Origin of the sequence: Streptomyces sp. NPDC048275, assembly GCF_040652275.1 — a bacterium.
Taxonomy (GTDB): Bacteria; Actinomycetota; Actinomycetes; order Streptomycetales; family Streptomycetaceae; genus Streptomyces.
In genome coordinates, this window is sequence record NZ_JBEZLR010000025.1 from 52,913 (window position 1) to 79,609 (window position 26,697).

A 26,697-nucleotide genomic window follows, 5' to 3' on the forward strand; every position below is an offset into this window, starting at 1 on the left:
GTCCAGCTTGTTCTCGGAGGACCAGGCCAGGTTCTGCGTGGTGGTGGGCAGGCAACACCGCAAGCCGCTACTCACCGCCAACGTCCGTCCAGGCGGCATGCCATGAACACACCGAACTACTCGCTCGCGCTCGCCCTTGCCACGGCCAGATGGACCAATAGCGAAACCGCCCGCCGCATCAACGCCCGCGCCGAACAAGAAGGACACCGCAGCGTCGCCGTCGACCGATCCCGCGTCGGGCGGTGGATACGCCATGGCGAAAAACCCCGCCCTCCCGTCCCCGAACTCCTAGCCGCGCTCCTGACCGAACACCTGGGCCAGCCTTACCATCCCCAGTCGCTCGGCATCGCCCCCCTACGCAGTGTGCGCGTTCCCCTGGAAGAGGCCGGGTACCAGGCCCTCAAAGCGAACGCCGCAGCCGCGAACATGCCAGTCGAGAACTACGCGCGCGCACTGATCCACTCCGCGCTGACCGCCACCGGCAGGTCGCGGTCGTAGCCGGTGCAGCCGGTCAGGGAGACGAAGATCCGCTCTGCCGCCTCCAACACTCGTTGCACCTGCTCCTCCCCCACGCTGCCGACCACTTGCTCAGGCCGCCTGGCCCGGCTAGGTGCGGTTGACGGTGTCTGCGGCGCGGCGGCCGCCGCGTGAGCCTGACGGACGGGGCGGTCGGCGATGCGGGCCTTCGCCGCTCAGCGGCGGTCAGATGGTGACGGTGTAGGAGGACCCCGGGAACTCCCAACCGTCGGTCCCCTCACCGATGTCCTCGATAATCACGTACTCGACGAAGTCGTCCTCGAACGCATCGTCGGTGAGTTCGCCTTCAGCCCATTTGCGTTCGATCTCAACCCAGTTACCGCTGCGCCCGTCGATCCGCAGCGGCGCGGAAACCCTCCCGCTCTCGCTGAGAACACCGCGGTCACGATCGTCGTCGCCGGTCCTGACACGGCCCCGGATCTCGAACTGGCCGTTCTTGAAAGCTTCGGGGATGGGGCCGGCGGGCACGACCGCGACGCTCTCGTACGCGGCGTGGATGACCTTGCGATAGCTGCGCCGGACGTTGTACTCCGGATCGGACAGCCACTTGATCAGGGTCTCGGGACGGACACTCAGCCCTGCGCGTTCGAGGGCCTCGTAGCCGCGCTGGGTGTGGGTGAGCTGGCTCAGCTGGGCGTGCCAGTGCTTGGCGTGGTAGGTGGACAGGCGTCGCAGGGGCTGGGTGCCCAGGTCGCGGAGCAGCTGGTTGAGGGCTGCGCCGAGGGTGTCTCCCGTGGCCATCAGTTCTCACCGTCAGCGGAGCCGGTCTTGACTTTGACCTCGCCGAATCCGGTCCCGACCTTGTAGGTGTCGGGGGCCGTGCCGTCGGGGGTCCAGAACACGGCTTCGTCGACGTTGCGCAGGGCGACGAGCGTGTGGCCGGCTTGGACGGCGCGCCAGGCGACGCTCCAGTGCCGCACGGAGGCCTCGGCGACCATGGCCATGCGCCAGTCCGGCCGCCAGAAGGGTGAGTTGACCTTCTCGCCCTTGGGCCACAGCAGGCGCAGCGCGATGGACAGGCGGCGTTTGTACTCGGTGTAGGGCTCGCCTCCGGTCTGGACGAGCTCGGCGCGGGCTTCGCGGGCCTTGAGGTAGAAGGGCTTGAAGAGACTCTCGTTGGCCTTGCCGGTCCAGGAGTCGTGGACGACGAGCGGCCCGGTGATGTGGCCGTCCTTGATGAGTTTCTGAAGCTGGCGCACGTGGGGTGTGGTCACCCAGACGCGGTCCTGGTCATCAGTCCGTTCGGCGAGGCGTCCCAGCGGGTGCGGCATGTTCGGGTGGTTCCAGGCGGGGACGGTGATGAGGAACGCCCCGGCGCGGTCCTTGCCGACCTCGTCCATGGGGCCGGTGTGCAGGAGCTTGTTCGGGGCAAGCGGCACCGCGGAGCAGGCAGAGGGGTAGGAGCCGTTGCGGTCGATGGTGCACAGCTGGCCGGTACCGAACTGCTCGGGCACGATGAGCCGGTCGCGCTTGCCCGCCTTTGTCTTCTCGGTCGTGATGCCCGGATGGACCCAGCGGGGTTCGCCGTCCATGACCTCGCGGAAGATCGTCCACGGTTCTCCGCCCCGGTCCTCCTTCCTGATCACCAGGATGGGGTGGAATGTCGACCGCTCCGTTCCGTCCTTGAGGATCTTAAGTGCGGGGAAGACTGCGTGGGGCGGTTCCTCTTCCTCCCCCGGCTTCACCCACGCGTCACCCTCGTCCCCGTCTTCCGGGGCCTGCGCGGTGTCCGCGGTGGGCTGGACAGCAGCGGTGGCCTCCTGGCGTGCGGTCGGCGTCTGCTGCTGCTCGCCCCGCGCGGGAAGCTGCTCGGTGCTGCTGGCGGCTGCGGTGGTGCTGTAGGCGCGCAGCGCGGTGGTGAGGCGACGGCCCTCGGCGGTGTCGGGCAGTTGCGGGACCGATGTGACGGCCTGGGTCAGTGACGGCCTGAGCTCCGCCAGGGCCTCGTGGTCGTCGTTGGCCAGTGCGGTGCGCAGTGCCGCCAGTACATGGGTGAGGGAGGCGGGCAGCCCCTGCTGGGCGCCAGACGTGTAGGGAAGCGCGGCTTCGGCCAACTCCCCCAATTCCTGCTCCACCGCACTGCCCGCGCTCTGTGCGGGTGCCTCTGCGCTCGTCCCGCCGACGGGGGCAGTACCGGCGTCGAGGAATCGGGCGTGCGCGAGGTCGGGGCGCAGGCGGGCGCTGCCGATGATGCCCAGATCCCGTTCGGCGACCTTCACGGTCGTCTCCGGGGCGTCCGGGAGCGCGGTGACGGTGAGGATGACGTCCGCGTCCAGCAGGTTCACGACGGCCGGGTCGTCGGTGTCCAGGACCACGAGGACGGGCACGTGCTGGGTGCGGGCCAGCTCCCGCAGGACCTGGCTGGCGGCTGGCAGGTGCTCTCCGGACAGCGGCAGGCGCGGGTTGTGGGCCCGCTGTAGGCGGTCCACGACGACGAGCGTCAGATCGTCGTAGAGCGGTGCGGTCTCGGCGATGGCCTCCGCGGTCAGGTCGCTGCCGTCATCGATGAGCAGCGGCGCGTGCCGGAGCTGCTCGAAGACCTCCTGCTCGTGCGGGGTGAGGGTCCCGGACTTCAGACGTGCGTAGTTTCCGCCGGCTTCCGCGGCGATGATGCGGCGGGTGATGTCGGCGCGGTTGGGGCCCGATGCCGCGTACAGGACGCGGCCGTTGTGAACGAGTGCGGTGTGCCGGGCCGCTGCGAGACCGATCAGGCTGCCGCCCACCTGAGGGGGGGCCGCAACGAGGACCAGGCGGCCGGGGTGCAGACCGCCGGTGGCCTCATCCAGGCTCGTCAGCCCGAACGAGAGGCCCGGGGCTGCTCCGGAGGTGAGGACGTCGCCGAGGGCATCGCCGAGTGTGGCAAGCCTGCGTCCACGTTCACGGCTTGGAGTGGGTTGGCTGGTCACCGCACCTCCTGCGGTTGCCGCGTGGTGCGCGGCCGTGTCGGATGGAATGCTGCCGATCGGGCCGTCGACGGGCAGCAGGACCGCGACGGGGGTCGCGTACCGCTTCAAGATCTGCGGCTGTCCCTGTGCGGCCAGCGCGATGAGATCGCCGAGTTCCTTCTGTGCCGAACCCAAGGAATGCGTGGGGAGCCCGTTACTGTCTGGGCGCCGGGCGGCAGGGAACCGATCCAGCGGAGCCAACAGAGCACGCACGCCGCGATTGTCGATCAGTGTCGGCCGGGCGTCCGCGCCCTCGGCCAGTTTCACCAACGCGTGCAGCTCCTCGCGGGCCTCGGTCACGTTCTTGACGGCCGCGGCGCGCCCGCTTCGCGGCGACTGACTCATCCTCTGACCTCCAGGTCCACCATCATCATAGTGGTAACCCGCTACCTAGATTCTTCTAACTGCCCATTTTCGATACCCAAGTTAATAACTAAAGCCTGCTCCGGAAGCCGTTCAGGTCTTGGGTGCTGCGGTGGAGCCACAGGGAAGCACAGCTCCGCAAAGGATCTTGCACGATGCCGACCTTGATCCCGCAGAGCCGGGCTCGGGTTCGCAGCGGGATCCGGGGGCAGGAGACGCGGAGGAAGGCGGGCTGATGGCGCTGGTCCCGTACTTGGCGCGGATGCGGTCACTGACCTCGGGGTTCGCTGTCAGGCAGCTCTGACGGAAACTGGTGGGCGCCTGTTTTCGGTTCAGCCTTCTGGCCTCTGAAGAGGCCAGGAGGCTGAAGGTGGCAGAGCTGATGAAGCAGGCCACGTCTGGTCATGTATGTGGTCAGACAGCGCCGAGCGTGCAGCAGCTGTCATGGGGGCTGGTCTTGACTGGCGGTCCACCGCCGTGCCGGATAGGCCGGGCACGGCATGTCCAGGTGCGGTAGGGCCAGCCGCATTTGTTAGTCGAGCCAGTCCGGCGGGATGAGGGCGTGGCGTTTGCCGTCGCTGTCGGGGCGCCAGTTTTCGATCATGGCGTCCTGGAACCAGCCTTCTGCCAGGTTGGCGTGGTCGCAGACGATGATCTGCAGGGCTCCATTGTTGAGCCGGACCACGTCGTTGAGGAGTTGGAAGTAGGCGGTGACGGTGGCCCAGTCGGCGTCTTGGATGGTCGAGGCGTCGCGGGGCTTCTCCGGGAAGAACGCTTGGGTGGGCTGGTCGAGCATGAGGAAGCCGGGGACCGGCCGGTTGTTGCGCCGCAGGTAGGTGTGGAGGGCGAGGTGGGCGACGAGGTGGTAGCCGATGTGGTTCTTGGCACTGCCGATCCGGGTGAGGGGCAGTCGTCCCGCGGGCCGTCGTAGGACGACGTTGAGCAGTTTGAGACTGATCCCTGCTTCGGTGGCTTCTGCCGCTCCCCCGAGTTTGAGTCGCTTCGCCCAGGCGGTCATGCCGACGGCAATGTCGGCGAGGCTGCGTTCGGTCTCAGCGGTGACGTCGTCCTCGGCGACGAGTTCTTCGAGGTTTGCGACGTGTTCCTGGGCCAAGGCGAGTTCGTTGTTCAGTCGGGAGAGGTCGCTGTCGGTTCCGGTACGGGTGAGTGCTTCGGCGATCCGGCCCTGGATGTGCGCAACTCGCAGGTTCTGCTCCTGCAGATTTCGCAGGCGTTCGTCGTTCGCCAGCAGTTCTCTGATCTGGGCACCGTTGAGCCTGAGTCGTTCGGTCACGCGATCGCGTTCGTCCTGGAGCGCGCGGCGGTGCTCATCACGGACAGGCTGGAGTGTCTGGGCCTGGGCGAGTTCGCGGGCGAGGCGGACGGTCAGCTCGGAGATGTCTTGTGCGGAGGGGTCCGCGTGCTCCAGGGGCTGGGTGCACAGGGGGCAGACGTCCGTATCGTGCCGGCGTTCGGGGCCCAGGAGATCGAGGGTCTTGAGGCGGTCGAGCTGGAGGTGGAGTTCGCCGGTGAAGGCCAGGCCCTGCTGCTTCCAGCGGTCGACTGCGGCCAGGGCATCGTCATATTGCTGCAGTTGTTCACGCAGGGTGCGGCGTTCGTCGTTGAGTTCCTGCCGCTGGCCGCGCAGGTCCAGCGGTGTCGCAGTTTGCGGTTCGGTGACCAGCGCCTGGTGGAGGAGGTCGAGGACCTGGGTGGGATCGGGGGCGGCGGGAACGTCGGCGAGGAGGCCTTCGGTCTCCGCCAGGCGGACCAGGGCGATGCCGTTGGCGTCCATGACCTGCTGGTGTCGCAGGGCGTCGTCGAGTTTTCGCTGGGCGGCACGCTGGGCGCGCTGCGCTTCGCCGAGGCGGCGGCGACGCAGGGCCTGTTCGGGGCCGGCGGCGCCAAGGAAGTACGGCAGGGTGTCCTTGAGGGTCTGGGCCATGCCGGACTCGGTCTGGCGGTGGAAGAGCGCTGTCTGGTCGGCGATCTCGTTCTGGTTCTGGAAGCAGAGCAGGGCCGCCTGGGCAATGGAGACGTCGAAGGGGTTGCGTGCCGCCCCGGTGGGGGGCTCGAAGTGGAAGTCCTCGATCCCGAGGCGGGCACTGAGTTCGCTGCGCAGGGCCGCAACGTTGGAGTTGTGGACGAGTTCGTGAGCCTGGGGGATGTCCAGGCTGCCGTCACCGGTGCGGGTGAAGGCGTGCAGGGTAGAGGCGCCCGTCGGGCGGGGCCGGGCCAGGACCATGCGGGAGCCGTCGGCAAAGACGACCAGAAGGGCGTACCAGCCGACGGTCCGGTCGATCAGGTCGTCGGGCAGGTTGGGCGCCCTACGACCGAGGCAGTAGTCGACGATGGTGAGGACCTCGGACTTACCGGTCTCCGACTCTCCAGTGAGGATGTTCAGCGCCCCGGGCCGGAACCGCAGGACCCTGGGGGGTGTCCTGCCGTCTCGGTGGTAGAGGGCCAGGGCGAGCAATTGCATGGCGGTTCTGGGACTCCTTGGACGGGGGCGGGTCAGGGCCGGACGCCGAGGGCGGTGAAGGCCTGGGTGGGGTCGGTCACCGCAAGCCAGCGGCCGACGAGTGCCGCAGCCCGGGCGCAGTCGGCGACTTCTTCACCGGCTGCGGAGGCCGGCTTGGGGTTGCGGGGGCACACCAGCCCGGAGGCGGTGACGTCTACGGCGCGGTGGCGCATGGCGGTGCGCAGGCTGGCGCGTGTGTAGTCGGTCAGAACGGCGGCCCGTTCGGCGAAGGCAGCCCGCAGGCGGGGGTGGTCGTGCGCCCAGGCCGTGAGGGTGACCGTGGACTTGGTGGGCAGGGAGCTGCGGGTGTCCTCGGGCAGCACCAGGGGCAGGATCAGGAAGGTGCTGGGCCAAGGAAGGGGCTGCCCCGCCTTCTTCACGGCAGCGCTGATGCCACTGGCCAGGATGTAGGCGCCGAATGCCGGGTTGAACAGCGCCTGCGCCTCGGACACGTTGCGGTGGGAGTCCGTCGTCACTGTTCCTGCGTTTCGTTGCGGCCCTTGCAGAGTCGGCTGTAGTCGGGGTGCCAGCCAAGAGCCCGGTCCGCTTCCGCGGTATCGGCCTGGTCAGACAGGTCGTGAACGGTTCCTTTTCCGATCCACGGCGGGGTGACGCTACCTGGGCTGAGCGGCGTATCCGCGACTCTGTCCATGGTGGCGTCCAGGATGTCCTGGCCGGCGCTCTGGCGGTCTTCTTCGCTCATGCCGTCACGGATGCGGCGGGTACCGCGGCGGAAGGCAGCCTCCCACTCGTAGTGGAGTTCGCCTTCGTACTCCTCGAGTCTCTCCGTGGTGACCTTGAAGGTCCGCAGCCACTCGGAGCGTTGGGCCCGGGCGTAGTGGTAGTCACGCAGGTGCATGGCGACTTCGTCGTCGGGTAGCCCGATCCAGCGCATCTGGGTCACGACCAGACGGTCCGCGTACCCGGCGATCTCCGCCTGGCTGAGGTTGCGCAGGGTCTGCGTGGCCTTGAGCCCCTTCCCCGCGTACCGGCCGATCACCTCGTCGCGACGGCACATGAGCTGTTCGGCCTTGACGGAGGCCAGCATGCGTTCCGGGTTCCTGCGTTCCAGCAGCCTGACGGCCATTCCGTACCACCACCCCTTGATCTCGGCGAGGGCGTCCTGAGCATGGTCGCTTGGCGTGATGCCCAGTTCTTTGGCGAGACTAGAGTCGAGGTCTGACATCACGGGGGCACCGTCATCGACGGTGATCGCGCTGACGAGTTGGTGGCGTTGAGCAGCGGTCAGCTTCATGAACAGGGCGCGGTCCTTCGCGGTGCCGTCGGGACCGTCCTTGTCCTGCGCGATCTCCTCCATCCGTGCCAGCGCCTCGCTCACCTTCCTTCCGGTTCCGGGGCGCAGGTGGTGCAGAAAGCTGTTCTCTGGAGCGATCTGGGTCGACACCAGGCGCAGCAGGGGCATCGTCACGCCCGAGAACACAGATAGGTCCTTCAGAGCGTCGATCCACGAGGCGAGAGAGCGCCAGAAGTCTTTGCCAGTCTCGCTTAGCGGGCCAGCTGCCTCCCGGTGCTTGGACTGCAGGAGCTCCAGCGGTGTGTGGTCGTTCGGGTCCAGGAACTCAATGTCGTCGAGGAGCTCCATGCGGATTTCCGCGGTGGCATCCAGCCAAATGCGCCGTGCCAGCTCCAGCAGAGCCAGTTCGCACTGGTAGAGGTACCCGGTCATCTGCCCTGCTGCTGAATGCGACCCCGCTTGCGCCACGTTCCCCACTACTGATCATGCCTGCCTGAACAACGCAAGTCCTCGCCACAACCGGTCAACCGGGTGGATACGGCCTCTGGAAAGCCGTCGGGCCTCCCCGGGACTCGCATCGCCGCCGCCCTCTGGCGGACAAAATAGCACCCATCGCACAGGCCTCTCCCGGGAACCAGGCACTGGCAACTGGCACCTCCACGCAGCCAAGCGGTGCTCTTCGTACGGCCTATCCCATGCAGCCGTCGACCACATCGGTCGGCACTTCTTCCCTTGTCGGCCGGGTGACCGAAGAGTGTTCAGCGAGCACGACGACGTCCTCGCCGTCGGTCCCCTATCGCTACCGCGACTCATCCCCGACTTCCTCGGCCGCGCGGGCTGTAGGTTGAGCCGCTCCGTTAGCAGTGAGTCCTGCTGGAACTCCGGATTCCATGTTGCGTTAGCAGCGGGCTGATCGGCTGATCTTTAGCAATCGTGTGGCTCGCGGGGAGGGATCGTTGGACTGAGGCCCGGTTCGGACGCCTGACAGTGGTCTCGGGAGCTGTTCAGTCGGCGGTCTCGATCCGCTGCGGAGCGATGCCCAGGATGAGCTTCTCAAGCGCCTCTGGGGCGGGGCCGAATGCGGCCAGCCAGGTCTCGACCACTGGTCGCCACCGCCGACGGGCCTCTACCGGCAGCGCGGGCGCCCTCACCACCAGGTCCCTCCTGGCGACCGACAAGATCATCCACCGCGACGTCGTGGCCGCGTGCTCGGCGGCGCAGCGCGCGACTGGAAGCGGATGACGCTGTACCGGGCCACGGACGCGGCGGACACGATGGACTGCGTGGCCATGCTGATCGCCGCGTACTGCCAGCACACCGGCATGGCCCCGGAGACCCTCCCGGCTACCTCCAGCTCAGTCAGCAGCAGAGCCGGGCAGCTGGCCCCCAGGACGACGACCGGGCGCACCTGGCCGGTCTGCTGGGTCAGGCGGCGCCCGCCGGCAGTGACGAGCCCGGGTCGCTGCGGATGCTGTACGGCCGCGGGCAGCGCCAGGCGGAGGAGGCGCAGCAGCCCGAGGACGATCCGCAGGTGCTGTTCACAGCGGCGCGTGCCGGAGCTGGCCACGACGTGACGCGTCCTGGTCCTCCCACAGGGACCGGGCTCCCGGGATACTGAACTTGATTGAGTGATGTCGGGGCTCTGTCCGACGGTCATCGGCCATGGTTTCCAAGGCCACCACCCTGGGTTGTCGAACAGTGGGTGGGGGTGGAGGATCTTCCCGTGAGCCAGCCCCTGCCGCAGTTGCGCGAGCCTGAGTACACCGTGATCCATATGGGCTCTTCGTCTGCGGTGCCCGATCAGATCGCCGCAGATCTTCAGGAGATCGGTGTCCCAGCGGGGATGATTGGCTACGAGTACTGGCCGCTGAGTGAGGTGGCCTTCCTGGGTGGGATCGGTGAGGGTGGGGTGGTCGCCTTCGGAGCGAGTGGCCTATTCGGGCGAATCGGCATCGACGTGGCTACCCGCCACGTGGTGCACATCCCCACCATCGAGTCTGCGACGGCCGGCCACGTCAACAGAGACCTGGCCTCTTTCCACCGATGTGTCGCGGCGGTGATCGTGCGTTTCCCGTTCTACGGGGAGGACGAAGAGGAGAGGTGGCAGAAAACGGCGGACGAGATTCGCGAGCTTATCTCCGTTCTCGACGAGTCCGCGTTCCTGCATGACGGGTTCTGGGAGACGTTCTGCGACGACGTGGCGATGGGTGACTACGCGGATGGGGATGTGTGAGTCTGGTTCGCCCTTGGCAGTCAACTGTCCAGGAGCAGGCCGGTGGTGGCGAGGCAGCCATCGACCAGTTCGGGGCGGTACTGGATCTTCTTGAGGCGATGCTTCACGGCTCGGGTGATCTGACCGAGATCGGCAGCGGCGAGGTTGCCGACATCGCGCTTGACCAGCGACCAGATGCCCTCCTGCGGGTTGAGATCGGGCGCGTAGGCCGGCAACTGGAACACGGTGAGCCACTCGGCGTTCGCGTCGATGAACGCCCGCATCCCCGCCGTCAGGTGAAGGCGGACGTTGTCCCAGACCAGCACGATCGGGCCGCCCAACTGGATTCGGGCACGAACGATCAAGTCGCGGAAGTCCCGCCAGCCAAAGCCCTTCGGCTCACCCGTGCGGCCCCGATATTCGCGAATCGCGTAGATCAGCCTGGATCGCGCGCCTGGCTTGTAGCAGGTCATCCCCGCCATCGACACCCGCCCAGAGCCCCGGCCTCGCACCCGCACGACCGGGGTCTGGCCGATCCGACCCCAGGTCCTGGCACGCGGCGGAGTCATCGACTGCCCGGCCTCGTCCTCGAAGACGATCCAGGCCCCGCGCTCCGCCGCCGTGCTCTTACCCGCGGCCAGGTCTCCTTCCTCCACACCTCGACCGCGTCGTCGTCACGCTCGATCGCCCGCCGGGCGGGCGGGCTGCTGCCACGACCAGCCGTGCCGCTTCAACAGCCGCCAGGTGCCCTCGACCGTGTACGTGACGTGGAACAGTCTGCCGATCAGCGTCTTGATGCGCGTCAGGGTCCACCGTTGGTCCGCCCATCCGTGAACGAGCGGGCCGCGCTCCAACTCGCGCTCCAGCCTGGCGATCTGAGCCGCGCTGAGCCGGGATCTGCCCGGAGACCCCCTCGACAGCAGTCCCGCCTCGCCTCGCTCCCGCCAGGCCCGGCGCCACCGTTCCACGGACCGCTCGCTCACCCGCAGTTCTGTGGCGATCTCCCCGTTCCTCTGCCTCGCCTCGAAGCGGTCCATGGCCTGCATCCGTAACCGCTCCCGCGCGGCCCTTTCAGCATCGGTCAGCCCGCCACCCTGCGCATACCTCACATACACAGAGCTACCGGCGCACACGATCAGCCGTCAGGAGAACAGCCCGACATCACTCAATCAAGTTCAGTAGCCAGAGCGCCTTCGGATATGACGCTCCCTCGGTTACCGCAATCCACGTCTTGAGTTGACAGTAATCTCTCTGGCCTCATTTTCGAACAAACATGCAGGGGCGCGCATTTCGGGACGCGCACGCCCCTAAGCCCCTACACCCTCCCGTCACTCATTAGGGGGGCGCCGCTCAAGGAAGGGAACTGCAAGGTGAGCGGCTCCGTCTCCCCTGTCACTACATCCTCGCAGCCTCAGGGAGGAATCCATGCTGGGCAATAAGAATCCGTTCAAGAACAAAAAAGTAAAACCATGGGGCGTGTCCCTCCTGAGCGCCGTAGCCGTCGGCGTACCAACAATTCCGGCATTTGCCGCGAATAGTATCGGCTCCGCTTACATTTTCACGTGCGCACTGTGTGCGGGTGCAGCCTCCTATTTCACCCTGCATACGAGCAAATCCAAATCGGAGATTGAGCGATCTGCGGTTTTTGAGGCCGCGATTGAGCCACTCTCCAAGCGAATCGGAAAGCTACTCGAAAGCCCGCAAGAGTTCGATCAGGAGAGAGACCGGATCATCCAACGCCTTGTAGAAACCACAGGTGAGCTTGTACATCCGCGAGCCTTGAGCGCGTTGTACTGGCTCTCTGAAGATGCCGCGGACATCAACATCTCCGCCTTCAATAATAAGGCGAAGGAAGCGGGAATGCAGGAAAAATTCTCACGCGAGACAGACAAGGGGAGGTTTCTGATCTCCATCGCGCAGTCCACCGACGAGTCATCGGGAGGACGTCATGTCCAGGATTTCCGGAAAGACCCCGACCGGCAGCGGATCTACATGGCGGATGACTGCAAGTCTGCCCTCTTCAAGCCGGTCCGGTCCGGGGAATCATCACGCGGCCTCCTTGTCCTGCAGGCCCAGAAGCCAGGCCACATCCCCAGGGAAATCAAAGACGATGAGCGCATCAACACCATCATTAATCTGATCGGTTTCCTGAGGCAGCTCGAAAAACCTGATATTCCACATGCCGGGGGCGTGCCCGCCCAGCCCGGAGCACCTGTCGTCCAGCCTCGACAGTCTAAACCCGATGGCACGGCATTGTGAGAGTTTGCCGATATACCCGCAGGGACACACCTATGGTGTGTAGAACTGCACGCACATTTCCCAACTGATCTCGGGGGCAGCAATGAACCGGACCAGGAGCACGCTCGTCGAATCCGGCAAGAGCTGGGCGAACGGCGACGTGAGCAGTGCTGACTACTTCGCCCATGCCCGCAAGGCAGCTGCTCACCGCACGCTCGGCGGCCGCCTGTTCTGCACGCTGCGGGAGGCCATGGCTCGGCTCCTGACCCGCACTCAGTCCTGAGACAAGCCCGTCATCGGAGCAGACAACTCAGCGCTCCCCACCGACCAACAGCACACAGATGGGGACAACCGCCCAAGCCTTCGCAGGCTGCTGAGTAAACAGGGGCACCGGCCGGAGGGCCGACAAAAGATGCTGTCGGCCCTCGTCTCAGCGGGACTCTTCCTCGCTGGCGACATCCCCACCGCCTCCGGGCGGCCCGCACCCTCGACTGGGAAAGCCGCCACCACCGCTCCCTCGGCGACATGTGGTGGGTCCAGGGCGACATGGACCGCGCGGCCGCCGCATACGAACCGGCCCGCGACGACGCCGATCAGCACGGCGTCGCGGGTAAACGGGCCCACGGGGGGCTCAGCACGCCTTCGTCCTCGCCTTCACCGATCCGCTCTCGCCGACGACGACGAAACCGACCTCGCCGAGCACCTGCTGATCGGACCGCGGCGCGCGTGATGAGCACGCATGCGCTGTTCGATGTCCGGGTCAGGGGGAGGCGAGTACATCGGTGATCTCCCTCAGTCGGGTGGTCTCCAGCCGAGATCGCCACCGGCCCGCCGCCACGCCCGAAGCGGGACTTCGGCCTGCCGTAGCCCGCCGGTCACGTTCCAGGAATGTGCCGGTCGCGGGGGCCGTATCTGGAATGCTTCCCGCCGTGGACAACGATGATTTCTCGCTGGCGACTGCCCTTCGCGGCGAACTCACCGAATGCCTCGAAGGAGTCGAGGACATCGACGTCGACGAACTGGCCTCGGATCTCCCCATGCGAGCCGAGAGTCACTTCGGCATGTAGCCGCCCCGGCCCGTCGCGGCGACCCCAGGCAGCAAGTACCCGGTGCGGCCGGCGGTTGTGTTGTCAGCCGGTCAGGACGACGGGCTGCTGCGGCGCGCGCCCTGCGGCGACGGCCGCGACCAGGTCGGCGAGACCTACGGGGTAGACCGTGTCCTGAGTGGTGCGCAGTCCAGTCAGGGTCCACCAGCGGTGCTCGCGGATGTTGTCGGGCTGCGTCGCACCGGCTGGGTCGATGTCGGTAGCGGAGACGCGGGCGAGGAAGTACCGCTCGACTTGCCGGACTTCGTGCCCGCCGACTAGGTGGTCCTTGCTGCGTTCCGCGAGCTGGGGCCCGAGCTCGACTGCCTTCTCGTCGACGCCGAGCTCTTCGCCCAGCTCACGGAGGGTTGCCGTGGCGTGGTCCTCCCCCTGCTCCAGGGAGCCGCCGGGCGTCGCCCAGAAGCCGCCGTTCTCGTCGTAGCGCAGCAGCAGGACGCGGTCGTCTGCGTCCATGACGATGGCGCGGGCGGCTTCCCTCAGTGGCGGCGTGGAGGTCGTCATGCCTTCCAGTGTGGCAGCCCCCAGAGGGGGGTCAGGACCGTTCGACCAGGTATGGGCCGATGCACGCCGCGTCCAGGTCACAGGCCTGGAGGGTGGCGAGGGCGTGGGCTAGGGTTTCGACGATGGGTTCGCGGTCGTTGAAGGACGTGTTCAGGACGACGGGCACTCCGGTGAGCTGATGGAAGTGCTCGATCAGGGCCCCATACGCGGGGGCGGTGGCCGGTCGGCCGCCGACAGGCCCGCTACGCCCAGCGACGGGACGAGCTCGGTCGGGCCCGAGCGGCAGGAGCCTGCAGATGTCCGAGGAGCCGCATCCGGCCCGCTGGAACCGAGAGTTTCCGGCACAGCCGTGCTCCAGGCCGTCCGCCCAGTTCGGCTGCCACGGAACGAAGCACGAAACGCAGGCCGGAGCTGGCCCGCTGGTAGGGCTCGCTCACACCGTCGACCTGCTCAACGAATGTCCGTCGTTGGCAGGTTGGGGTATCGCAGAAGAACCGGCGAACGGTCAGCCGAACCAGCACCGGCCTGCCGGCGACGGGACAGTCGTCCAGTTGCCGACCATAACGACTGTGGACCCGGCGGGATGCGACACCGCACTCCGGACACGCTCTCGACGAGCGTGTGCTGGACAGCTGGACCAGTGTCCCGTCCACGAGCGCCTCCACAGACTCCACCCGTACACCAGTAGTCCCAGGAAAGAACACGCCCTCGGCCGATAAGCAGACATCCCCCATGACCAGGGCATTCCCGTCAGAGAACCCGCTTGACCTTGGCATTCACGAGATCGCTGACAGAACCGTTTCCAAAGAGCGTCATCACGGGCGGAGCTGGGACGACATCGGTGGCGAGGGGCGTGGCTGCGCTGTCGGCGGGACACGAGACGGGCCCCACCGCCTGCCGGAGGCGGTGGGGCCCGTACGGCTTCCGGGCCGTCCCTGCTCCGGGCCGTCCCTGCTCCGGGGCGGCCCGGCCTGCCCGGCGGTCAGCCGTGGTAGTTGATGTAGCCGTTGCTGTCCGTGTCGTTGGCGCGCTTGGTGTAGGAGTGCGCGTCGGCCCGTGAACCGTTGGGCTTGATCAGGTAGATGGTGTCCTTGTCGTTGTTCCAGATGAAGTTGCAGTTCTGGCGGTAGACGACGTTGCCGACGTCGGAGTCGGTGCCGCGGCCACCGCGCAGCTTCACGTAGTCGCCGGGCTCGAGCTTGTGGGCGGTGAACGTGAACTTGTTGCCCGCAGCGTCCTTGACGACGTAGCCCTTGAGGTTCACCGTCGCGGTGCGCGAGTAGTTCTTGATCGTCAGGTACTCGTCCTTGGTATTGCCACCGGAACACCGGTTGGAGTCCGAGCCCGGGGCGTCGTACTGGACGCCCTTGACCTTCAGCGCGGACGAGTACTCGGTGGCCTGGGCCGGACCGGCAGCCAACACGGCGAGCGCGCCCGCTGCAGCGGCCGCGGTCAGAACGTGACGCATAGGCGTAGGCATGAGAAATTCCCCCCTCAATGGTGCGATTGGAGCGCCTGGAGCATACCGAATGCGATCAATGCGGGTGCTTGATGTGTCTGTATCGCGAAGAGGGGTGGGGTGGGAGCGGTCGACGGGCCGTCCAGCGCCGCTTTTTGCTCACGATGACGATGCCCGGGTATCCGGGCTGCCACCGGCCCGCCGCAATGAGCCGCTCGGCAACATCACGCATCGGCGGCGCCGACTGTGGTGGTGTCGCCGGCCGGGCCGAGCTACGAGGCACGCGCTGGTTGACCGGGCGGAGGCCTCAGTCCAGCGTCCAGCTGTGCCCGTCCGCCTGCCCGCGCTCGCACAGCGCCTCCAGCACCGACAGCGCCCTCTCCCAGTTCCTCATCCCACTCCCCCGCCGTGTCCCGTGCGTCTGGATGACCAACCCGGTCTCGCTTCCTGGCAGGTACCTCCTGGTTCAGTGGGCAGCGAGCTCCCTGGGCAGGTGGGCTGTCTTGATGAAGGTGCTCAGTGCGGTGCCCCAGGGCACGGTGCGGGCGAACCCTTCGGCGAGATGAGTACTGGGGCGTACAGGCTGGGGAAAGTGGCGGTCGCGGGTGAAGCCCAGCATGCGGGCCTGTGTCCGCCACAGCCGGGCGTCGGGACTTACTCCGACGGCGGCATGGTGCGCGGCGAGCAGGTGGGCTGCGAGCGGGTCTTCCCCGCCGGCGGCGAACCGCCACCAGTACAGGGCACTTTCGCGTCGGTCGAGGGTGTAGAGGAGGCAGGCGAAGGTGCGGGCGCCTCTGGGGTCGTAGTGGGCGGCGAAGTCGGCGAGGGAGTCGATGTCGTTGGAGCGCAGCACCATCTCGCACAGCCGGCGTACGTGGTCGACGACGGCGGTGGGGGTGGTGGCCGGGTCCTGGGTGAGGATCGGGGTGGGGCGGCGGCGCAGGCCGCGGCGGGTGCGGGGCCTCGTTTGGGCCGGACGGGTGGGTGCGGGGGCGGCTGCGGGCGGTGGCAGCTGGGGGGCCCGCGGCGCGGGGGCGAGGACGGCGCGGGTGACGCGGGGTGGTCGTGCGGCTTCCTGGGCGATGCGGACGGCAAGGCGTCGCATGAAGTCGTCGGTGTCGTGGCCGTCGTACTGGTGGTGCAGGGCCTGCGCTTCGGTGCGCAGGAGATCTTCCAGCATCAGGACTTCCCTTTCCCCGGATCCGGGAGACCGATGAGGCGGTGGAGGTTCTTCAGGCCCAGGTGGACGTTGGCCCGGGCGGCATTGGGTGTGATGTCCAGGCGGGCGCCGATGTCGGTGAAGTCGAGTTCGGCGAGGTAGCGGAGGCGTACGCAGTTCGCCTGGAGGGGTGCGCGCTGTTCGAGTTCGGCCAGTGCGCGGTCCAGGCGGTCGTGGCCGCGGAGCAGGAGCAGGTCGTCGGCGGTGGGCACGTCGGCGTAGGTGAGTTCGCCGTAGCTGACCTCCCGGTCGGCGGTGCGGGCGCGGCGCCGGTAGAAGTCGATGATGGCGCTTTCGAGTATGCGGTGGGCGAGTGCGATCGGGTTGGGATGTGCCAGGATCCGCGGCCACTTGCGGTACATCACGACCGCGGCATCCATGAGCACTTCATCTGCATCGTGCGGATTGCGTGTGCGGGCGCCGGCGACCCGGAGGAACTCGCTCTTGTAGCGGCTGAAAAACGCCTCGAAGTCGGTTGGGAGATCGGCGGGCTCGATCACGCCGAAGTCCTGCTCGTCAGGACTGGTCACTGCTCCTCCACGGTGGGCGGCGGAACGGCGGTCCCCGCATGGGGGTGCAGTCCGGCGGGCAGGGCGGGGGGTGGTGCGAAAACGCGTACGCGGGAGCGGTGCTCGTCGCGAGCCAGCGAGGCGATGCGGACGACGCGCCGTACGGCGGCGTCGAAGGCAACTGCGGTCATCCGGCATGCGCCGGCCACAGCCAGCGCATGCCAGGCCCAGTGAAGCCCCACGGACCCTCCTTCTGCTCAACTCGGCCCCCGCACCGCACCGTTGCTGAGCGGGGGGAGGACTCGCGGCCCTCACCCCTTCACCGCTGTGCAGCCCCCAGGCGTTAACTCAGCGACACAAGTTTTCGACGGAACGCAACGGTCTGAATGTGACCGACGGTGTGACCTGCACACACGCTACGTGCTGTGATCGACATCACGTTTGCCGTTCATTTGTTCGCCACAGTTCGCCACCCCAAGCCACCCCGCGCACCACTGCCCAGACCAGCAACAACCCCGCCACAACCGCGAACTCCACCAAGAGCCGTGCGCCCGCGCACTACCCAACCCGCTCCTGCTGCCCGTCATGGGCCGGCCCCCTTCGGCGGCAACGTCATCGCGACCGGCACGGACTTCTACTGCTTCGCACCACACACGCGGCACTCCCCCTCCCCACCGAAGCCAGCGGACCGACACGGCGTCATATCCCGGTTTGCCGCATCGGATAAGAAGAGGTCGACGCGATCGCCAGCCGCTTCGGGTGCCCGCGATTCGCGAATGACCGCTCCAAGGCACCGCATCCTGGCCCCACCACGGCCCTCCCCACGCGCCCGGTAGGTAACCCCCACCATGCCCGGCCAGCACCCTGACCGGGCGTGGTGGCCCTGATCGTGCATCCCGGCGGTCAGCGGGTACCGGGCGGGCTGCTGTCGGCGGTCGCGGTGGTGGAAGCAGGCAGGGGCTTGGGCAGCAGTTGAGCGATGCCGGTGAACACCGGCGCCACCAGCTGGACGATGTGCCGGTTCCGTCCGGCGATGGCGTAGGCCATGGTGGCGAGGGCGGCCGGGATGGTGGCGATGAGGACCCACATCGGCCACCAGTAGATGGTGGCCAGGCTCAGGGCGGTCGCCGCGGCGGCGGCCGCGCCCCACGGCACCCGCAGCGCGCGGGTGAGGACGTCGGGGATGGTCAGGTCCCACACCACCGGTTCCTCGCTGTCGGTCGTGAGGCGCAGGAACAACGGCCGCAGGGTGTTCCAGACGATGTCCCATGGGTCGACCAGCAGGGCAATGCCGAAGAGCACCAACAGGTCGGGGAAGCCGAGCACGACGTCCCTCTTGGTGACCCAGGTGCTCAGCCCGTAGTGGATCGCGGCGCCGACCATCATCAGCACCACGCCCAGGGTGCGGCCGACCAACAGCGCCACGACCTGCCAGCCTTCCCCCACCGTGCCGCTGCCCGGGCGAGGCCGGCCGATGCCGTCGGCGATCTGCGCTCGGCGCTCGGCGCCTTCCTGCAGGAAGCCTTCGGCGGTGCGCAGTGCCCGGTCGACGTCGGCGAGGACGGACTCCTCCTGCAGCTCCGCCGGCAGCTGCGCGGCGGCAAAGTCCACCGCGACGGACACGTCGTTCTGCGGCATCACCTGGCGAGCCCGGGCGAGTTCCTCCTCGAGGGCGGTGGCCCGCTGCTGGGCGCGGTCGGCCAGCAGCTCGGCTTCTTCGCGGGCCCGGCGGGCGCGCTCCAGTTCCTGCTTAGCGACGCGCAACTGCTCGTGGACGGCATCCAGTTCCACGGCCGCGTCCGGGCGGTGGCCGAGCTCGTCGACCTGATCCTGCAGATGGCCCACCAGGCGCACCAGGACCAGCACCAGCTGGTGGGAGCCGGTGCGCTCACGCTCCAGCTCCCGGTTGCGCTCGTAGACCGTGACCAGCTGCTCGTTGGCCTTGTGCGCCAGCGCCAGCGCCGACGTCGGGCTGGCGGCCACGCCCGTCGGCGCTGGAGGTTTGTCGGCGGCCTTCCATAATCGGCGGGCTTCGGCGAGAACGTGCTGCTTCATGCGGGGTTCGTAGACCACGGCCTCGACCAGGTCCAGCACGAACTGCTCCTGCGGCACCTTCCCGTTGAGGTTGCTGCTGATCGTTGATTTCCCGTACGACATGACTTCCTGCAGTCGCCGCACCGTGAACCCGTGCTGGTCCACCAGCCTTCTGAGGAACTCGGCCAGCTCCCTGGCCTGCTGCGTCTGAGCCTGCAGCTCCCCCCACGCCCGCCCACGCCTGTTCCGGCCCGCCATCGCGTCCCCCCGGAATTGTCCGGCCGTGTCCCGGACAAAGGGCCCCTTGTCCGGAGTTCACCTCGTCGAAGGCTACGGACAAGGCGCCGGACACACACCAGGGCGCAAACCTCCTGACCAGAAGCATTCGGTCCTCACAGCCACCCGAACGCGAACCCCTGGAGCTGCCCCCTCATGCCGTCCACCCCCGCCTCGCCTGCTCCGTCTCACCGTCCCGCCACCGGCCAGCCGCCCCACCTCCAACTGGCTCACCCGACCGGCCACACACGAGCCGGCAGCCGGGCCCGCAAACTGCCGAGCCCGGGCCAACTCGCGGTCGACACCGTCGACGGCGGCGTCATCGACCTGCGCCACCAGCCCGACGTAGTCAGCCGACTGCCGCGCGGCAAGGCCGACGGCCGCTACCGCTGCTGCTCCTGCGGAGCAGCACTGATCTTTGAAGCCCCGGCCACCCCCGACTCCCCCTTCACGCCGCGGTTCCGCCACGACACTGGCGGCCGCCGACGCTGCACAACACCCAAGCCGACCCCAGAAATCCAGGCAGTCCACAGCCCGGTGCCGCCGGCTTCAAAGCCCGCGCCCTCGGCTCCTGCGCGCCACGCTGTGACGCGGCGGCGGTGGAACTGGCGCCGGTTCCTTCCCCGTCGCTGGCGCCGCTGACCTTGCGCACCAGCCGGAGGCCCGTGCGCAATGCAGCTGGGCCCCCAGTGACGGGGCCGCGCAGTCCCACCACAGCCCCATTCCAGGTCCCCTACCGAACCCCATGCCATCCGTGGCTGGACGACGTCGGCCCCCAGGGCGCGAGCGCAGGGACTCGAGCAGACCGAGGGACTCTCGCCACCGCTTACGCTTCCGAATCCTGTAGTAGATCTTGCCGGAACGCCGCCCTCATCGCCGGCCACATCAACTGGGCTTTCCACACGAGGTGTTCCGCAGCTCACAGCGACAGCCGGGACAGGCAGGGAACAACCCACGACGGTTGACCGTTCATCTACACGTGGCTGCGGAGGGGACAGTGTCCCCGGGCCTCACCTACAGCCCATGGGGACGATCGTCCGGCTGAAGCCCCATGGAGCCTTCCGCCGCGAGGCGACCGCCCTCCGCACGTCACCACCTTCCGCCCCGGCTGGCCACCCCCGTCCAGCCGGGGCTTCGCGTTGCCCCTCCGCGGCCCGTCCCCGCCACCGCGCGAGCGCGGCTACCGGGCAAGCGTGATCGTGACGGGCTCATTCGGGCAGCGGCTGAGCGTCTCGGAGAGCGCGGCTTCCTCGCTCGGGTCAACGGCCAGTTGGTAGCGGGTCTTGTCCGCGACCCAGTCGGTGACGTACTGGCAGCGGTAGCCCTCGTACGGAGCCATGCGCTCGGGTCCTGGTCGGACTTGGACCGGTTGCTCGCCGCGGACACCGCGATCAGGGCACGCGGGTCGTCCTGGTCGTTGGCGTACGCTTCGCGCTCCTTCGCCGTCCGCCAGGCCCTCCGGGGCGTCCCCGCCCGACCTGTGACCCACTGCCGCCACCCCCCACCGGGCCCAGAGCGCTACGCCCTCTTCTACGGCAGGCATGACGGAACGTTCGGGCTGCGGGTGGGGATGTCGCACATCCGCAACGCCCCTACCCAGCAAGGGGCGTTCTACCGGATATCTACACGGCCCGCCTCGAGCGGCTCCTACGCTGGATGACCTGGACCACTCGACAACGAAGGACACCGACGGACACCGATGGACACCCCAAGCCAGCCCCAGCCACTCACCGGCCCGCAGACGGTCGTGCTCAGCACCATTGTGGCGCTCACCGTCGCAGCGTTCTCAGCCGCACTGTGGGGAAACTCTGAGCAGAGCGAGCGCGGCTTCCGGCTGCTGAACTGGCTGCACAACCGCAGCGAGACCGAGCTCCCGCCCGCAGAGTCGGACCTATAGCGCTCACAGGCCCCCTTTGTGTCGTGCCGCGCCTGCGGGAGAGTCTCCTCCCGCAGGCGCCGGTTTTCGTTCCAGCGTTCCTCGTCCGCCGGATCAGGCACTTCCCTACAGCACGCCGAGCAGGGCGTTGTCCTCCCACTGGTCGACGACTTCGAGGTAACCGGCGAGCACCTTGGAGTGCGGGGCCCAGCCGCCCTGTTTGGCGATGACGATCTGGTCGTGGCCCTTCAGGCGGGAGGACGTGGCGAGCCCTCGGCGGGGGGTGTGGTGAGGTTCTTCTTCTGCTCGGTGAAGTCCTCAACGGGAAGGATCCTCGACCTTCTCGGCACCAGTATTGCGCGCACGATGGGAGCCCCGAAGACCGGTACGGTCCGGGGCTCCACGCCGTTCGGCGCTGCTTCGAACGCCTAGAAGAGGGCGTCCGCCTTTGGCGCCGGCTCGCCGACGGGGAAGGTCAGCTGTCCCTGAACGGGCCGCTCGGACGGGTGCCGCTGCACCCGCCCCTTCCGCTGCCGAAGGCGCCGGGCCGGATCACGATGCTGCGTCACCTGGCCCACCCGGCGCAGCAGGCTGGCCCGATTCACGTAGAGCTCCCCATCCTCTTCGAGGTCCTGGTCGTACTGCTTCGTGATCGCCAGGATCTCCGCTGTCTCCCGCCTGATCGTTTCCGGCGTATCGAACCACGGGTCCTGGGTCATCGACGACCCGAGGCCGAAGGTGCCAAGGGAAGCGAAGTCGTCCTGCTTCTCGTGTCGCCATGCACGTGTCCAGGCCGTCTCCCAGTGCGGCCAGTCCGCCTCCGGCACCTCACACGCCCGCAGGTACGCCTGGAACTGCGGAAGGTTGTGCGGCATCGCCTGCTTGTTCACGATGCGGTGCGCGGTGCTGCGCGGCAAGGCGCCATACCCGCCGGCTCGTTGCTCCATGGTGCGCAGCGCCGGGGAGCCGGCTTTCTCGTACAGGTCGACCAGGGCGGCACCCAGGTCGACGAAGTCGCGAATGAACTCCGGACGCGGGGCAGGCTGGCTGCGGCCGCCCCGTGCCAGGCGGCTCTCTTCATACCGGGCCCGCTTCCACAGGCGCCGCGCTTCGTCGGGCGAGGCATCGCACGCCCGGGCGTAGTTGAGCACCGTCTGCAGCTTGGGCACGTTCTCGCTGGAAGCGGCCCGCTGCAGCGTGGTGGCGTGGCAGCCGGCCCGCACCGACAGTGCCCGGTAGCCCTGCCCGGTGCGGTCCCGTTGGTCGCGCAGCCACTCCTGGAGATCGCGCAGCGCGTTGTTGCTGGTGGTGATCGGCTTCTCGGGACGGCACACGACCGTCACCTCACGCAGCCGGAGCCAGCAGGGCATGCAGTGCGGCCCGCAGCCCTCGGACCGGCGCTCCGGTGACTAGGCCGACCACCAGGACGGCGGTCAGCCCGGCGCCCACAAGCACCTGCAGCACGACCGGCACGGTCATGCCCGCGACCGCGGCCAGGACCGCCGCCACAGTGATGATCACGATGATGACGATGGCCTCGGCACCGCTCAGACGTCGGCGGGACGAGGATCCGTTCTCCACGCAGGAGACGGACTGGGACTTCGGCACGGGGCCTCCCTGACTGTCGGGTCCGGCGACCCATGAACCGCCGGACACCAGCTGCTGACTCCAACTACGCGAACCATGCGGGCGGTTGCAGCCGCCCTCGGCGTGGTGCGCGTGGACAAGATGGTGGCAGCCGCAAGAGGCCGTCAGAGCCTCCCGAGGGTCTTTCGGCGGCAGTTGATGCGTCCGCGCCCTAACGCAACAACAGTTGCCATGAGCCGAAAAATGCGACGCAGAGTCAGCGCCTTGCCGCATACGTAACGGTGACCTGCGGTTCTGTCGCCTTAATCCAGATCGCCAGAAGTGTCAGTCACCCGTGGTAGTGAACGAGTTGATGCAAGCGTGCGCCAATCGCGGTTGCGTTGATATCTGTCTCGCTGCAACTATCCGCGCACTGGGCTTGCACCGAGAGGGGCGGGCCCTGCCCTGATTGCTGCTGACTCCAACCCAAAGCCGAACAGGGACCCCCCGGCCTCGTGTTGCAGCTCGAGACCACCGAGAGCCGGTACCGCCCCGCGGTGCCGGCTCTTTTGCTGACGGCGGGACCCTCAGCTTGCTACCGCTCAAGCCCATGTTTTGTCGGTGCCCCGTCGATGATGGCACTACGACCAGCGGATTGACCGCGGCCCCTGGCAGTGCCCAGCGCTGTCGAAACTCGTGGACATCACCCGACCGTGGATCTGGACGCCTCCCAAACCCGTGAACAACTGACGTCACGACGACTCGTCATGAACATGGCCACTTGGTCCACCTCGGTCGAGGTGGGCCAGAGTCGTCTTGCCGTACAGCCAGCGCAGCGGCCCGGCCGGCGGTGCCTCCCAATAGGGCTGAAAACACGGGTCCCCGGGGTGCGTCCCGACCTGCGCACTCCGCCTACACGTGCCTTCCAGGCGGTTGCAGGAGATGCACAGCAAACCTTCTCCGAACTAAGCCGTCACGCAGCTTGATGACTTGTGTAGCCTGCGGTCGGTGGAAACGGGACTGAACGCAGATGACTGGTTGGCGGATACGCGGACGTCTTATGACACGGTCGCTGCAAGCTACGCAGAGCTGACACGTCACCTCTTGGACGAAACACCCGAAGAACGCGCGGTCTTGGCCCTGTTTGCCGACCTGGTGCGTGCCCAAGGCGGCGGGCTGGTCGCGGACGTGGGGTGTGGGACAGGCAGGATCACAGGCCACCTGCGGAACCTTGGCCTGGACGCGTTCGGCATCGATCTGTCACCTGGAATGATCGATGTGGCCCGTCGTGAACACCCCGGTGTGCGGTTCGATCTCGGTTCCATGACGGACCTCGCCTTGGCCGACGCCTCCGTGACTGGCCTGGTCGCCTGGTACTCACTGATCCACATTCCTGACGACGAGATCAGCTCGGTTCTTGCGCATTTCCGTCGAGTGCTTCGGCCCGGTGGGCCGTTGCTGCTCAGCTTCCATGTCGGCGATGAGTCGCGGTTGAAGACTGAGGGCTATGGCGGGCACCCGATGAAGGTCTATGTCCATCGTCGGCAGCATGACCAGACGATTGCGTGGCTTAACGAAGCTGGCTTCGCCGTCGAGACGCACAAGACTCTCACCTCTGCCGAGAGCAAGCTGGGAGGGATCATCCTCGCGCGTCGTCAACCTTGAGCGGCTCCGCCAGTCGCGTGGCGGAGCCGATCAGGTGGTCCGGGCGGCGATCTCGCCGAAGGTGGGCAGGCCCAGGTGGATGACTGAGGGCTTGAGAGCGGCATCGAGCTGGGTCAACTTGTCCTCGGCGCCGGCCAGGCTGATCTCCAGGCCCTCGACCTCTCCGAGCCAGCCTTCGCGCTGAGCTTCGGTGATCCGGTCGATCAGGTTGTCGCGGATCTCGGTCAGACGGTCTCGCTGGGACGGCTCGGGCCGGAGGAGCGAACATCGGACGCAAGCGTGCTCGTGGATGCACGACGTTCCGAAGGCCCGAGCGCAGGTTCCCAGAGAGAGCTTGCGCTTCTCGAAGTGGGCGAGGAAGGCGTCCCACTCCTCGTTCGTCGGGGTCCGGTATTCCTCGCTGGGACGAAGCGATCGACGGCGGGCGATGAACGCGCGGTGGGCTTCGATGGCGTCCGCCGGGTAGATGGCGTTGTAGCCCATCGTGGTGTTGATGTCGGAGTGACCTGCGAGGACCTGCGCAATGTGGGGCGGCAGGCCGCTGCGGATCGCGTCGGTGATGAAGATCCTTCGGAAGTCGTGCGGGGCGAAGTCGAGGGGCTGGCCCGCGGAGTCGGTGAGCCCGGTTCGTTCCAGGACCTCGTTGAGACCGTTGCGGATCAGTTGGCGGGACACCGGTGTGCGCTGGCCTCCGTATGTCCACTGGAACAGCAGCGGCATCGGCGGGTTCCAGATCTTCTCCGCGACGTCGTAGTTGGGCAGCATCGGGATCGCGCTTGTTCGAGGGTCACGGACGCGGGCGATGATCGTGCTGAGGACGTCGGCCAGTTCTGGGCTGACGAGGAGAACGCGTTGCCCCCGCGTGACGCGCGGCAGCAGCAGCTCCCCCTCGGCCACGGCCGGCGGTGCGGTCGCCTCACGCGCGTACATCCGCGACGGCGGGGGTACGGTCCGGGCCACGGCGTACCGGTACAGTCCCCGACTGGTCGGCCACCGACCCCCCTCCGCCGCTGGCCGTCTTTCCAGCCCGAAGTACCTGCGGACGCGCACACTGCAGGCCACGGAGGATTACGGAGCTCAGGCGCCCCACAGACGGGGCCGAGGCCGCGCTCGACGCGGTAACAGTCGGCGGGTAGGCGGGTCCGGACCTTCGGATTGAAGGAGTCCTTGACCTGCGCAGACCGGAAGGCCTTCCGAGACGCGCAGGTCAAGGACACCTGTGAATCACAGGGGTTGGGGGTTGGGGGCTACAGCACGCCGTGCAGCGCGTTCTCGCGGAACCCGTCGTCGTCCTCGCGGTAGCGGCGCATGACCTTGGAGCCCTTGGCAAGGATCTTGAACGGTTAGAGGCCCACGGCGGCATCGCCAGGGGAGGTCACGCGGACGCGGCGCTACGGGTCCTCGACATAGGCCCCGGACTCGTATCGGCGGCCCCGGAAGAGAAAAGGGAGCGGAAGCGGAACCCGGGCTTGGGAACAATTCCGTAAGCATGGCGGATCCGCATCACCTATCTCTCGATGCCACCCACAGCGAACTCGACGCGAGTGGTGATCGTCGCCGTACCCGCAACGCTCCTTTATGCGCGCAGAGTTCTGCTAGTGTCAAAACATCACCCCCCTACAACTCCCGGTGGATATCAGCTGGTCTACCGGTGAAGGGAGGTGATTCGGTGTCCGGCAAGGTCCCCGCTGAGGAGTCCAAGCCGGTCCGGACCAAGAGCCAGTTAGCCGTACAGGCACTCACTCTGATCGCACGAGCCAGCCAGGCCGTGTACTGGGTGTACAAGCTCTGGCAGCTGCTCTAGCAGCACAGATGGGCCCGACCGTGCGCGCGGTCGAGCCCATCCAGGTCCGGAACCGGGGGCCCCACGATCTCGGCTAGTCAGAGGCGTGGGGCCCGACTCATTTTTGGACCTAATCGGTCCGCAAGTTTGACGAACCAACGCCAGGATACACGGCGACACTCAAAACGAAAAGCTCCAATAGGTGTTTTCAGGCGTGTCAAATGGCCGTTCGGCAAATCAAAGCTGCTGAAAATCGAATTGAAATAACCGCAATCAAAATTCGCATTCTTCCTGACGCTTCCTGCCTGGACTTCCCACTCTTCTATTGGAGTTCGCGGGCTTCCTGCCGTACGCCTCCAGGACCTCCAGCCCTTCCCAGACCGGGTTGACCGTGCTTCACCCCGGTCCAGCCACCGGGTTGACCGTGCTTCACCCGCAGTCGGCCCCGGCCAACGGCTCCTGCTTCGGGTTCAACGGCTCCTGCTTCGGGTTCAGCCGCAGCCGCTTCGGGTACACCGGCTCCTGCTTCAGGTGCACCCGCAGCCGCTTCGGGTACACCGGCTCCTGCTTCAGGTGCACCCGCAGCCGCTTCGGGTACACCGGCTCCTGCTTCAGGTGCACCCGCAGCCGCT

30 protein-coding genes and 1 pseudogene are annotated in these 26,697 nt (G+C 67.3%); 9 read left to right on the plus strand and 22 right to left on the minus strand.

What is annotated here, in order from left to right:
- Window positions 1-102: 102 nt before the first annotated feature.
- Entirely contained in the window at window positions 103-498 is a 396-nt protein-coding gene (locus AB0D57_RS17465; protein WP_362072747.1) for a hypothetical protein, read from the plus strand.
- Window positions 499-702: 204 nt separating this feature from the next.
- Here the strand turns inward: AB0D57_RS17465 and AB0D57_RS17470 are convergent, their stop codons facing one another.
- The 7 genes from AB0D57_RS17470 to AB0D57_RS17500 all read right to left on the minus strand — a co-directional run bounded on the left by AB0D57_RS17470 (window position 703) and on the right by AB0D57_RS17500 (window position 9,188).
- On the minus strand, window positions 703-1,278 hold the full coding sequence (locus tag AB0D57_RS17470; protein WP_362072750.1) for a hypothetical protein: 576 nt from the start codon (window positions 1,276-1,278) through the stop codon (window positions 703-705).
- The gene (locus AB0D57_RS17475; protein ID WP_362072753.1) at window positions 1,278-3,827 is read right to left on the minus strand and encodes a DnaB-like helicase C-terminal domain-containing protein; all 2,550 of its coding nucleotides are present in this window, start codon (window positions 3,825-3,827) and stop codon (window positions 1,278-1,280) included. The genes AB0D57_RS17470 and AB0D57_RS17475 overlap by 1 nt, the downstream gene beginning before the upstream one ends.
- Window positions 3,828-4,377: 550 nt before the next feature.
- Complete coding sequence (locus tag AB0D57_RS17480) at window positions 4,378-6,327, minus strand: DUF3732 domain-containing protein (protein WP_362072756.1); 1,950 nt, start codon at window positions 6,325-6,327, stop codon at window positions 4,378-4,380.
- A gap of 32 nt (window positions 6,328-6,359) precedes the next feature.
- Complete coding sequence (locus tag AB0D57_RS17485; protein WP_362072759.1) at window positions 6,360-6,842, minus strand: three component ABC system middle component; 483 nt, start codon at window positions 6,840-6,842, stop codon at window positions 6,360-6,362.
- A complete protein-coding gene (locus AB0D57_RS17490; RefSeq protein WP_362072762.1) occupies window positions 6,839-8,098 on the minus strand; it encodes an ABC-three component system protein in 1,260 nt (419 codons plus the stop codon). The genes AB0D57_RS17485 and AB0D57_RS17490 overlap by 4 nt, the downstream gene beginning before the upstream one ends.
- A gap of 527 nt (window positions 8,099-8,625) precedes the next feature.
- Window positions 8,626-8,775, minus strand: coding sequence for a hypothetical protein (locus AB0D57_RS17495; RefSeq protein WP_362072765.1), 150 nt, complete (start codon window positions 8,773-8,775; stop codon window positions 8,626-8,628).
- Window positions 8,776-8,801: 26 nt separating this feature from the next.
- Complete coding sequence (locus AB0D57_RS17500; RefSeq protein WP_362072768.1) at window positions 8,802-9,188, minus strand: hypothetical protein; 387 nt, start codon at window positions 9,186-9,188, stop codon at window positions 8,802-8,804.
- A gap of 156 nt (window positions 9,189-9,344) precedes the next feature.
- Between AB0D57_RS17500 and AB0D57_RS17505 the strand changes: the two genes are divergently transcribed.
- On the plus strand, window positions 9,345-9,854 hold the full coding sequence (locus AB0D57_RS17505) for an SUKH-4 family immunity protein (RefSeq protein WP_362072771.1): 510 nt from the start codon (window positions 9,345-9,347) through the stop codon (window positions 9,852-9,854).
- Between the two features lie 20 nt (window positions 9,855-9,874).
- Here the strand turns inward: AB0D57_RS17505 and AB0D57_RS17510 are convergent, their stop codons facing one another.
- Both AB0D57_RS17510 and AB0D57_RS17515 read right to left on the minus strand, forming a co-directional pair.
- Window positions 9,875-10,402 carry a transposase gene (locus AB0D57_RS17510; RefSeq protein ID WP_362072903.1) on the minus strand — a complete coding sequence of 176 codons (528 nt, stop codon included), beginning with the start codon at window positions 10,400-10,402 and terminating at the stop codon, window positions 9,875-9,877.
- Window positions 10,399-10,942: pseudogene (locus AB0D57_RS17515) on the minus strand (winged helix-turn-helix domain-containing protein). Before AB0D57_RS17515 ends, AB0D57_RS17510 begins: the two are co-directional and overlap by 4 nt.
- 316 nt (window positions 10,943-11,258) lie before the next feature.
- Here AB0D57_RS17515 and AB0D57_RS17520 point away from each other — a divergent pair.
- From AB0D57_RS17520 to AB0D57_RS17530, 3 genes are all read left to right on the plus strand, one after another.
- A complete protein-coding gene (locus tag AB0D57_RS17520; RefSeq protein ID WP_362072774.1) occupies window positions 11,259-12,092 on the plus strand; it encodes a hypothetical protein in 834 nt (277 codons plus the stop codon).
- A gap of 82 nt (window positions 12,093-12,174) precedes the next feature.
- The gene (locus AB0D57_RS17525) at window positions 12,175-12,354 is read left to right on the plus strand and encodes a hypothetical protein (RefSeq protein WP_362072776.1); all 180 of its coding nucleotides are present in this window, start codon (window positions 12,175-12,177) and stop codon (window positions 12,352-12,354) included.
- 646 nt (window positions 12,355-13,000) lie between these two features.
- Window positions 13,001-13,138, plus strand: a complete 138-nt coding sequence (locus AB0D57_RS17530; protein ID WP_362072779.1) for a hypothetical protein — start codon at window positions 13,001-13,003, stop codon at window positions 13,136-13,138.
- Window positions 13,139-13,201: 63 nt separating this feature from the next.
- On the opposite strand, the gene AB0D57_RS17535 is transcribed toward AB0D57_RS17530, so the two are convergent.
- From AB0D57_RS17535 to AB0D57_RS17570, 8 genes are all read right to left on the minus strand, one after another.
- Complete coding sequence (locus AB0D57_RS17535; protein ID WP_362072782.1) at window positions 13,202-13,678, minus strand: NUDIX domain-containing protein; 477 nt, start codon at window positions 13,676-13,678, stop codon at window positions 13,202-13,204.
- Between the two features lie 31 nt (window positions 13,679-13,709).
- Window positions 13,710-14,036, minus strand: coding sequence for a carbamoyltransferase C-terminal domain-containing protein (locus AB0D57_RS17540; RefSeq protein ID WP_362072906.1), 327 nt, complete (start codon window positions 14,034-14,036; stop codon window positions 13,710-13,712).
- Entirely contained in the window at window positions 13,921-14,454 is a 534-nt protein-coding gene (locus AB0D57_RS17545) for a transposase family protein (RefSeq protein ID WP_362072785.1), read from the minus strand. Before AB0D57_RS17545 ends, AB0D57_RS17540 begins: the two co-directional genes overlap by 116 nt.
- A 206-nt stretch (window positions 14,455-14,660) precedes the next feature.
- Window positions 14,661-15,146, minus strand: a complete 486-nt coding sequence (locus tag AB0D57_RS17550; RefSeq protein ID WP_362072788.1) for a lamin tail domain-containing protein — start codon at window positions 15,144-15,146, stop codon at window positions 14,661-14,663.
- A gap of 457 nt (window positions 15,147-15,603) precedes the next feature.
- Window positions 15,604-16,317: a hypothetical protein gene (locus tag AB0D57_RS17555; protein ID WP_362072791.1), complete on the minus strand. Its 714-nt coding sequence runs from the start codon at window positions 16,315-16,317 to the stop codon at window positions 15,604-15,606.
- Window positions 16,317-16,886, minus strand: coding sequence for a sigma-70 family RNA polymerase sigma factor (locus tag AB0D57_RS17560; protein ID WP_362072794.1), 570 nt, complete (start codon window positions 16,884-16,886; stop codon window positions 16,317-16,319). Before AB0D57_RS17560 ends, AB0D57_RS17555 begins: the two co-directional genes overlap by 1 nt.
- The gene (locus AB0D57_RS17565) at window positions 16,883-17,107 is read right to left on the minus strand and encodes a hypothetical protein (protein WP_362072797.1); all 225 of its coding nucleotides are present in this window, start codon (window positions 17,105-17,107) and stop codon (window positions 16,883-16,885) included. The genes AB0D57_RS17560 and AB0D57_RS17565 overlap by 4 nt, the downstream gene beginning before the upstream one ends.
- Window positions 17,108-17,768: 661 nt before the next feature.
- Window positions 17,769-19,157, minus strand: coding sequence for a hypothetical protein (locus AB0D57_RS17570; protein WP_362072800.1), 1,389 nt, complete (start codon window positions 19,155-19,157; stop codon window positions 17,769-17,771).
- Between the two features lie 174 nt (window positions 19,158-19,331).
- Between AB0D57_RS17570 and AB0D57_RS17575 the strand changes: the two genes are divergently transcribed.
- Window positions 19,332-19,817: a hypothetical protein gene (locus AB0D57_RS17575; protein WP_362072803.1), complete on the plus strand. Its 486-nt coding sequence runs from the start codon at window positions 19,332-19,334 to the stop codon at window positions 19,815-19,817.
- 538 nt (window positions 19,818-20,355) lie between these two features.
- Here AB0D57_RS17575 and AB0D57_RS17580 read toward each other — a convergent pair.
- Window positions 20,356-20,514 carry a hypothetical protein gene (locus AB0D57_RS17580; protein ID WP_362072806.1) on the minus strand — a complete coding sequence of 53 codons (159 nt, stop codon included), beginning with the start codon at window positions 20,512-20,514 and terminating at the stop codon, window positions 20,356-20,358.
- Window positions 20,515-20,874: 360 nt separating this feature from the next.
- On the opposite strand from AB0D57_RS17580, the gene AB0D57_RS17585 reads away from it, so the two are divergent.
- Window positions 20,875-21,072, plus strand: coding sequence for a hypothetical protein (locus tag AB0D57_RS17585; protein WP_362072809.1), 198 nt, complete (start codon window positions 20,875-20,877; stop codon window positions 21,070-21,072).
- Window positions 21,073-21,479: 407 nt separating this feature from the next.
- Here AB0D57_RS17585 and AB0D57_RS17590 read toward each other — a convergent pair whose 3' ends face one another.
- On the minus strand, window positions 21,480-22,385 hold the full coding sequence (locus tag AB0D57_RS17590; RefSeq protein ID WP_362072812.1) for a helix-turn-helix transcriptional regulator: 906 nt from the start codon (window positions 22,383-22,385) through the stop codon (window positions 21,480-21,482).
- Between the two features lie 10 nt (window positions 22,386-22,395).
- Entirely contained in the window at window positions 22,396-22,659 is a 264-nt protein-coding gene (locus tag AB0D57_RS17595) for a hypothetical protein (RefSeq protein ID WP_362072815.1), read from the minus strand.
- 978 nt (window positions 22,660-23,637) lie between these two features.
- Here AB0D57_RS17595 and AB0D57_RS17600 point away from each other — a divergent pair.
- Window positions 23,638-24,282, plus strand: coding sequence for a class I SAM-dependent methyltransferase (locus AB0D57_RS17600; protein ID WP_362072909.1), 645 nt, complete (start codon window positions 23,638-23,640; stop codon window positions 24,280-24,282).
- Between the two features lie 30 nt (window positions 24,283-24,312).
- On the opposite strand, the gene AB0D57_RS17605 is transcribed toward AB0D57_RS17600, so the two are convergent.
- Window positions 24,313-25,242: a site-specific integrase gene (locus tag AB0D57_RS17605; protein ID WP_362072818.1), complete on the minus strand. Its 930-nt coding sequence runs from the start codon at window positions 25,240-25,242 to the stop codon at window positions 24,313-24,315.
- Window positions 25,243-25,951: 709 nt separating this feature from the next.
- On the opposite strand from AB0D57_RS17605, the gene AB0D57_RS17610 reads away from it, so the two are divergent.
- Window positions 25,952-26,086 carry a hypothetical protein gene (locus tag AB0D57_RS17610; RefSeq protein ID WP_362072821.1) on the plus strand — a complete coding sequence of 45 codons (135 nt, stop codon included), beginning with the start codon at window positions 25,952-25,954 and terminating at the stop codon, window positions 26,084-26,086.
- Between the two features lie 408 nt (window positions 26,087-26,494).
- Here the strand turns inward: AB0D57_RS17610 and AB0D57_RS17615 are convergent.
- A partial coding sequence (locus tag AB0D57_RS17615; RefSeq protein ID WP_362072824.1) for a hypothetical protein occupies window positions 26,495-26,697 on the minus strand: 203 nt, incomplete at its 5' end.

Coding starts and splice junctions, on each gene's coding strand:
- AB0D57_RS17465 (WP_362072747.1), top strand. CDS start 103: ATGAACACACCGAACTACTCGCTCGCGCTCGCCCTTGCCACGGCCAGA.
- AB0D57_RS17470 (WP_362072750.1), bottom strand. CDS start 1,278: ATGGCCACGGGAGACACCCTCGGCGCAGCCCTCAACCAGCTGCTCCGC.
- AB0D57_RS17475 (WP_362072753.1), bottom strand. CDS start 3,827: ATGAGTCAGTCGCCGCGAAGCGGGCGCGCCGCGGCCGTCAAGAACGTG.
- AB0D57_RS17480 (WP_362072756.1), bottom strand. CDS start 6,327: ATGCAATTGCTCGCCCTGGCCCTCTACCACCGAGACGGCAGGACACCC.
- AB0D57_RS17510 (WP_362072903.1), bottom strand. CDS start 10,402: ATGACTCCGCCGCGTGCCAGGACCTGGGGTCGGATCGGCCAGACCCCG.
- AB0D57_RS17520 (WP_362072774.1), top strand. CDS start 11,259: ATGCTGGGCAATAAGAATCCGTTCAAGAACAAAAAAGTAAAACCATGG.
- AB0D57_RS17525 (WP_362072776.1), top strand. CDS start 12,175: ATGAACCGGACCAGGAGCACGCTCGTCGAATCCGGCAAGAGCTGGGCG.
- AB0D57_RS17535 (WP_362072782.1), bottom strand. CDS start 13,678: ATGACGACCTCCACGCCGCCACTGAGGGAAGCCGCCCGCGCCATCGTC.
- AB0D57_RS17545 (WP_362072785.1), bottom strand. CDS start 14,454: ATGCCAAGGTCAAGCGGGTTCTCTGACGGGAATGCCCTGGTCATGGGG.
- AB0D57_RS17550 (WP_362072788.1), bottom strand. CDS start 15,146: ATGCGTCACGTTCTGACCGCGGCCGCTGCAGCGGGCGCGCTCGCCGTG.
- AB0D57_RS17555 (WP_362072791.1), bottom strand. CDS start 16,317: ATGCTGGAAGATCTCCTGCGCACCGAAGCGCAGGCCCTGCACCACCAG.
- AB0D57_RS17570 (WP_362072800.1), bottom strand. CDS start 19,157: ATGGCGGGCCGGAACAGGCGTGGGCGGGCGTGGGGGGAGCTGCAGGCT.
- AB0D57_RS17575 (WP_362072803.1), top strand. CDS start 19,332: ATGCCGTCCACCCCCGCCTCGCCTGCTCCGTCTCACCGTCCCGCCACC.
- AB0D57_RS17580 (WP_362072806.1), bottom strand. CDS start 20,514: ATGGCTCCGTACGAGGGCTACCGCTGCCAGTACGTCACCGACTGGGTC.
- AB0D57_RS17585 (WP_362072809.1), top strand. CDS start 20,875: ATGGACACCCCAAGCCAGCCCCAGCCACTCACCGGCCCGCAGACGGTC.